This window comes from Bacillus sp. JJ664 (assembly GCF_036962205.1).
GTDB lineage: Bacteria > Bacillota > Bacilli > Bacillales > Bacillaceae_G > Gottfriedia.
In genome coordinates, this window is the sequence record NZ_JBALMS010000161.1 from 1 (window position 1) to 7,468 (window position 7,468).

The following is a 7,468-nucleotide window of genomic DNA, read 5'->3' on the forward strand; positions in this document are numbered from 1 at the left end:
TAAATAAAAAAGCAGCCAATGGCTGCTCTTTATGCTCAACTAACGCGCCAGTTAGTTGTATAAGACTATTAAAATTTGTAACTTTAATTAATAACATATGCATGTTTGGTAATACATTTATATTAATCTAAAGGTTTCCAATTTTTATCTTTTTCATATTTTGTTAATGGCGGAATATGTGAAGGAAATAATGTTTTAGAGGCTCTGCCTATTTCAATAAAATTCTTTTGAGCTTCTACTAGTGTTTCTTGATTAGCACCTCTACTTGTATAAGGCTTATCCTCCTGGATGTCATCGTCCATCCACATACAGACTTGACATGATTCATATTCATTCCGCTCCGTTAATGATTTATACCCACAACACGGACAAGTATGCTTTTTCATGTATTACTCCTATTAATAATATTTTTATCTTTATATTTTATCATTTCTTACAACTAAACTGTCATTAGTACAAAAAAAATCGACTATTCAGCCGATCATGTTGTTCAACTAAAGCGCCAGTTAGCTTAACAAGTAAACACTAATTTTTAACTATTTTGTTCTCTGTTCCATTTACAATTCTCTTTATATTTTGTCGATGTAGAATGATTATTGATACGCTTATTAGTAGAGAAAAGGCAATGAGAACTTTATCTTCAAATATAAGACTGTAAATGAATAATGCTATACTGGCCAACATTGAACTTAGTGATACATACTTAGTAAATAGCAAAGATAAAACAAACACAACAAAACCAACAAAAACACCTAAAGGAGTCAAAAATAGGAAAACTCCAGTTGCTGTCGCAACAGCCTTTCCACCTTTAAAACTAGCAAAAACAGAAAATATGTGCCCTAATATGGCTAATAAACCACATACAATAGGATTAACTGTAGAACCAAGTATTAGGGGAAGTAAACAAGCAAATGTACCTTTTAATATATCAGCAATTGCAACAATTACTCCTGCTTTTATGCCTAAAACTCTATAAGCATTAGTTGCACCAAGATTACCACTACCGTAATTACGTATATCTTTTTTATAAAACATTTTACCGATTAATAAAGCAAATGAGATTGATCCAATTAAATAACTTAGAATCAAAGTTAAAATGTTCAAAGTATTATCTCCTTACATAGTTTGTTAAGTAAGTATTTCTATTTATTGCATTTGATTTCCTTCGTCTTTCCCAATTCACCTGCTTCTTCAACTAAACGGCCAATAGTACAATAAAAAAATAGACTGCCGTAGCAGCCTATCCAGTTGAAGAATACTCAACATATCTAATTTACAACATCCTTTGTAAATCTCTCATACTTAAAAAGTATCAATTCTGGTGAAAGTTGCACTTCTTTCGACTTTTTATAACCGAATTTCTCATAAAAATAATGATTACGAAAACTTAGATAAGGGGTATACAGTGTCCACAATTTCACATTTGGAAATTGTTCTTCTAGAAATTGCATTGCAACTGTGCCAACTCCTTTATTTTGAACAGAAGGAGACACAAATAGTTTATCAATATGCATTCTTTCATCATCTCCTCTTACATCTATCCCACCGATAATAGTTTGACCATCTAATATCGTAAAATGATGAAATTTCTTAATGTTTTCCGCCAACTTTTCAAATGTTTCACAAGCTGGATTAGTTTCCTTATCATTATATTTCTCTAAATCCTCTTGAAAAGAAGCTTTTTGAATGGTAAGTAAAATATTAACGTCGTCCATTGTAGATTTTCTAAATACCAATGACATAAAACAACCCCCGATTAACTGAATGTATAAATATAAAATTTAGGTATTCTACATCTGTCGGCTTTTTCCTTATTCTACTAAACTGCAAGTTAGCATAATAAAATGGCTGAAAAAAAGCCTTTAGTGATATTCAACTAACGCGCCATTTAGATAAGAACATTAGCAATGTATACCAATCCCTTAATAACGTTATTGATTACTAGCTCGACTTGCACTCTTTAATATTTCTAGTTTCCAGGACACTATCGTAGTACTGTCTCTTACATTATTTTCTCGTATTTTATCTAATATTGACCCGATAGCCTCTTTTTCATCTAAGTATGAAAATGTATTAAAAATATCGTTTGGATCAGTTAATGGATTATTTGGGCATTCTATTAAACCATCCGTAGTTAGTAATAGATGATTTTCTCCTTGTCTTAATTCTTTAGTCCCAATACTATAACAAGGTACATCTTGTTCAAAAGTATTTACTTGTCCAATCCATTCATAGAATTGTCTCTGATTTAATTGAAACTGCCCCATAGTCGCCAGTTCTTTGTGATGCAAAAATAAAATACAGTCACCAACTGAAAACCACCAAACATATTTATCTTTCCTCGCTACAATTAAACAGGCAGTTTCTCCAGTAACTCCACGGCATTGGGCAAGAAAGTTTTCGCTTTGAAAAAGATTTAATACTGTTTCCTCAAGTCCCTTAAAAGTGAATTGAATTGATGGATTACAGAGCATTTGTTTTAATTGAACTTTTTTAGAATTAATTTGTTCAAGTATTAGTTCTGCGCTCTCAGATGAATTATGTGCATCTAACAATATAACGAATTCCCAATCGTTTTTTTCATCAGACCATACTAAGCAACCATCTTCGTTTTTATATTGTCCAGCTTCTGAGTTTCCTCCATAACGCCCAACTACTATGTGATTGAGTAGTTTAACATTCGGATGGTCTACAAATGTTTCTTGATTACCAACCCAACTAAAATCTTCAGTATCAATATTCATAACTATGATCCTTTAGATAGTTTTTTAGACGGTTACAAAGGTCTACAACAGCAAGATTGTCTCCCATTGGAGCATCTTCCCAATCATATACCGCATCCGGTCCCCAATATTCTTGAGGTGTATTAGGATAGCGTGGAACAAGATGCATATGAAGATGTGGTACGGAATTCCCTAATACATAAGAATATATGTGTTCAGCTTTTTCACATGTTATTAGGGCTTTACTCATTTTAGCCATGGTTAATCCGAAAGCTTTAGCTTCATCAACATTCATATCACCCAGTGAAGGTACGTGTCTTTTTAGATCAATCATAATATGACCCAAGTAATTAGGTTTGCCATTTATATCAATATGGCCTACATATACATATTCATCTTCGTATATCGTTACGCCAGATGTGGTAATTTTTCCAGTATGCTTATTGCAAATAAAACAATCCACCATAAATATTCCACCATTTCCAAATTTTCTTAAAATTATAATATAGATTCTTCTTTTAAGGAATATTTTATTTTTCTTACAAAAGATTTGGAAATAAAAAAAGACTGGCATTTCTGCCAATCCGTTCTTCAACTAACGCGCCAGTTAGTTGAACAAATAATTTATTACAATGAACTTAAATCTTATTAAAAAAAGGATATCTACCCCCTTAATCGTAGACATCCTTTTAATATTATAATGATTTTAAAAATTCGATACGCTTTTCTAAAGGCGGGTGTGTAGAGAATAACTTAGTAAATTTCTCTTTACCACTAATTTTAAAAGCTGCAATAGATTTTTGGCTATCATCTATTCGGTTAACATTGTGTTGTAGGGATTTTAAAGCGTGAATCATGTTATCTTTCCCACCAAGTTCGGCACCTAATTGGTCTGCTTTAAACTCTCTTCTTCTAGAATACCAGAAAATAATTGGACTACTTAAAATGCTAAAAATAATTTCAAATATCATCGAACAAATGAAGTAAACAACGGAAACTAACTCTTCTCGAACAAAATTTGATACAATTTTAGCAACTAAACGTGAAAAGAAAATAACAAATGTATTAATTATCCCTTGTAATAATGTTGTGGTAACCATATCACCATTTTTTATATGAGCAATTTCGTGAGCGATAACTCCACTAATTGCGTTACGATCCATTGATTGTAACATCCCACTTGAAACCGCAACTAATGAACGATTTTTGCTTGGTCCAGTAGCAAATGCGTTAACTTCTGCAGAATGATAAATACCTACTTGTGGCATCTTTTTTAAACCTGCAATTCTTGCTAAACGGTAAGTTTCTTCTAAAATAAACAATTCATGTTCACCTTGTGGAGAACGTTCGTTAATTAATTGAACATTCATTAACCATTTTGCCATCATACGAGATATTAATAAAGAAATGATCGCACCGCTAAAACCTGCAATTAAACTAAAGGCAATTAGAAACAGGTATTCACCACTAATTAGATAACTTTGAATACCAAATATTGATGTTATAATAGTAATTGTAATACCTACTAAAATATTAATAAAAATAAATAAAGAAATACGTTTAAACAAAAAAGTCCCTCCTCGTTCTTACTGTCCTAATTGTTTTATTTGGTCAATGATACCAGCTATTTCCTGAATGGACTTAAACATTTCCGTATTCTTTACAATGACAGAATCCAGCTTGCCGTTTTCCATATTGTTTAAATACAAGTCAATCCCATCTAACACCTGATTATTTTGATCGACTATTTGCTGATGCAGATTAGCAGCCAAATCTGGCGACCGAAGTTTATTAAATTCTTCAATCTCTTTTTTCATCTCTTCAAGCTTTATCTCCAATTTTATTGCCCCTTGTTGATCACTAACAGCTTGTTCTGCAAGGGAAGGAACTTCGTTTGCAAAAGTAATAGCTTCATTTACATAATCCGTTGCTTCATTTGCGTAAGTTAACGTGCTGTTTACTCTCTCGAATGGAGAACACCCTGCAGTAAGGAGCAATAATGTCACTGTAGAAACAATAATCATCCATTTTTTCATTGAGGTTACCTCCGACTTCGTAAGATTGCCTATTCACTCTAATTGTCATTTAGAGGATTGTGAATACTTGTCTTCAATTTTCTTCTCAATTTTTTCCATTTCCTTCTCATTGTTCATGAGTTCCTTTTTGTTTTCCAACACCAACTGTCTAAAAGACTTTTTAATCGCTTTTCTCATCAAAACATCACCTTCTTTTTCCTAATTTTTATCAGCAACGTAAATTTCTCACAAATGAAAAAACACCTTTACCATTTAGCCGGTAAAGGTGTTCAAAATAAAAGACCTTTACCAACTAATTGGCAAAGGTCTCGCTTGCAATCGAAATTGCCAGCAAAGCCGAGGATTTGAATCCTGTAATGACGACTTTACTGTAATAGCTACTCCCCTTTGGAGAAAACACGTTTCATCTATTTGAACTCATCTTAACCTGAAACAGCTAATTCGTCAAACAAAACTTTTGATTTCGATGATTGTGGGTGAACGTCATCAATTAAATAGTTATTTAAACTTAAATTCTATTTTAACATTGTGAACACTAACACATAAACTAAACAGTCAGTTGTTTAAACAAAAAAAGAACTGCCACAGGCTGCTTACACTCTTCAACTAACGCGCCAGTTAGTTGAATAACACTGCTAATGCAATCAGAACAGTAAAAGTAGTAACGCTCAGAAACGATAATATCTGAGCGTTTTTTCTTAAATAATTAAATTTAGGTTGATTGCATCTATCAGATGCTTTTTTGACCATAAAAAGATCGCATTTATTCGAAACGTGCGTTTTTTTAATCTTCCTCATCTTGTACAAGGGCTAATTCGAGGTCATCACGTACTTCAGACAGTTTTTTCTTTTCACCATTTGGATAGACGATGCTCCAGAAATCAAATCCATTGTATTGTTTCGTGTAGTTTTCACCTTTGATGGAATTAACAGCATCAACTGCAGCACTTGAAACGCTACTATATTTCTTGCCTTGAAAAAGAATTTGACCACTCGATAAATCGATCTCTGCTTTTGTAATTTCGTTACCATAAGTAGACTCTAAATATTTTTCGTTTTCATTTAGACTAGGATAGATTTCATTCCAAGGTAATTTGGATGTACGAGAAGTAGAAGAGTTTTTGACTTTTCTTTTTTCAGGTGTCTCATTTTTTACGGCATCAAAAATTTCATCTAAAACATCTTTATATTTATTGTAAATGGCGATACATAGTTCATCGTTTACTTTTGCCATGGGTTTATTCACTCCTCGATATACAATGCGTAAGTTATGGACATATTGTTCTAAAATGTTTTTATTCGCAATTGAAATTTTTGGATGGTTTAAACAAGGCATAATAACAAAATCATATAGCCCTTGATAGTCGACTTGAATAAACTCAGGACATTTTGGTCTTACCATTGTATCAGGTGATAAAAATACCTTTAAATCATATTCATACGATTCATCCAAATTGTTTAAAATTTTTGTATATGTATCGGTTTGGTCTTTATTTTCACGTGATAATACTTTATTTTCTACAATAATTCGTACAAAGTCGTTCGTTAAATATAAATCAAATCGGGCATTTAATTTTGTATTTGTTTCAGGATCAATTGCAGAGGCAGTTACTTCAGTAGCCACCTTCATTTTTTCTAACTCAAGTGTATCCGATTCAATCAGTTCAAAATCAAAAGTTGTTTTCACATTTGAAACGTTTTCCTCACAAATATAGTAGAGAAAACGCTTTAGAGGGAATAAGCCTAAATTTAAAGACGAAACAGGCGAGAGTAGCCAACTAATAAATGCACTATGCATAGTTTCGCGGTGTCCAAAACCTAATAAGTGAAACAAACTTTCTTTTTCAAAAGATTCCTGTAATCTTAAAAAATCGGGGTCACTAATTAACTTATTCAGTTGAAATTTCAATTCTTTTGTATTTGTAATCATCATGAACCTCACATTCTAGCCGTTGTTAGAATCTAACTATAATGTATCATAACATTATTAATAGATAGAGGGTAAACTAATGTAATTAAACTATATTTCCAATTAGAACCATAAAAAATGGACACCAAAGCAGTCCGTCGTTGTTCAACTAACGCGCCAGTTAGTTGGATAAGATTTAGAATAATTGATTATTTTGTTTTAAAAAATGGGAAATCATATGATATTCATTTAGCACTCTTTTTCTTCCGATATCTGTTAAATGCCAATTGTCTCGATTTAAACCACGGTTATCTTCCAATGGTAAAACATCTAAAATCATATCATTCTTTGCAAATGTTGATGCAATTAACAAGAACCTATTCACAAAGAACGTTTTGCCTACTAACAAAATGTTTCTTTCGTCTGTACTATTTAAATAAAACATTGCATTTTTTATTACATCATTAGCAGATTCAGCTTCACCATTTATTGGCAATATAATGTCTTCAGGAATGCCTAAATTAACTAGTAAGGCTTTGTGGAATAAATATTCGTCTTCTTTTAAATAATCGTTGTAAACACTTGGTATCATGATCTTATTAAATGATTCTTCTTTATATAGTTTTACTATGTGCTCATTTAACTCTGGAAAATGACCTGGATGATATAAAACAACATCTGCATTTTTAAATAAATTCTTTCTTTCTATAAATATATTTTCACTTAATATCTTTGCAAATTGAAAGTTCATAAAGTAGCACCTCTTTGTTTTTCAAATAACAATTTATATCGTTCGTTAT

10 protein-coding genes are annotated in these 7,468 nt (G+C 31.8%); all 10 read right to left on the bottom strand.

The features are described from left to right. Positions 1–122: 122 nt before the first annotated feature. Positions 123–386 (bottom strand): CPCC family cysteine-rich protein, encoded by a 264-nt coding sequence (locus V7056_RS19035; RefSeq protein WP_087999109.1) that lies wholly within the window; start codon positions 384–386, stop codon positions 123–125. Between the two features lie 139 nt (positions 387–525). Then, a complete protein-coding gene (gene plsY / locus V7056_RS19040; RefSeq protein ID WP_499703968.1) occupies positions 526–1,104 on the bottom strand; it encodes a glycerol-3-phosphate 1-O-acyltransferase PlsY in 579 nt (192 codons plus the stop codon). Between the two features lie 164 nt (positions 1,105–1,268). Continuing rightward, a complete protein-coding gene (locus V7056_RS19045; RefSeq protein WP_499703969.1) occupies positions 1,269–1,742 on the bottom strand; it encodes a GNAT family N-acetyltransferase in 474 nt (157 codons plus the stop codon). A 189-nt stretch (positions 1,743–1,931) separates the two neighbouring features. Beyond that, the gene (locus tag V7056_RS19050; protein WP_499703970.1) at positions 1,932–2,744 is read right to left on the bottom strand and encodes a PP2C family serine/threonine-protein phosphatase; all 813 of its coding nucleotides are present in this window, start codon (positions 2,742–2,744) and stop codon (positions 1,932–1,934) included. Then, complete coding sequence (locus V7056_RS19055; RefSeq protein ID WP_499703971.1) at positions 2,734–3,189, bottom strand: HIT family protein; 456 nt, start codon at positions 3,187–3,189, stop codon at positions 2,734–2,736. Before V7056_RS19055 ends, V7056_RS19050 begins: the two co-directional genes overlap by 11 nt. A gap of 229 nt (positions 3,190–3,418) precedes the next feature. Beyond that, positions 3,419–4,291, bottom strand: a complete 873-nt coding sequence (gene htpX, locus V7056_RS19060) for a protease HtpX (protein ID WP_499703972.1) — start codon at positions 4,289–4,291, stop codon at positions 3,419–3,421. A gap of 18 nt (positions 4,292–4,309) precedes the next feature. After that, entirely contained in the window at positions 4,310–4,759 is a 450-nt protein-coding gene (locus V7056_RS19065) for a DUF6376 family protein (RefSeq protein ID WP_499703973.1), read from the bottom strand. A 45-nt stretch (positions 4,760–4,804) separates the two neighbouring features. Then, entirely contained in the window at positions 4,805–4,936 is a 132-nt protein-coding gene (locus tag V7056_RS19070) for an FbpB family small basic protein (RefSeq protein ID WP_499703974.1), read from the bottom strand. 607 nt (positions 4,937–5,543) lie between these two features. Further along, positions 5,544–6,689 (bottom strand): PD-(D/E)XK nuclease family protein, encoded by a 1,146-nt coding sequence (locus V7056_RS19075; protein WP_499703975.1) that lies wholly within the window; start codon positions 6,687–6,689, stop codon positions 5,544–5,546. Between the two features lie 175 nt (positions 6,690–6,864). Beyond that, on the bottom strand, positions 6,865–7,419 hold the full coding sequence (locus V7056_RS19080; protein ID WP_499703976.1) for a hypothetical protein: 555 nt from the start codon (positions 7,417–7,419) through the stop codon (positions 6,865–6,867). Between the last annotated feature and the right edge of the window lie 49 nt (positions 7,420–7,468).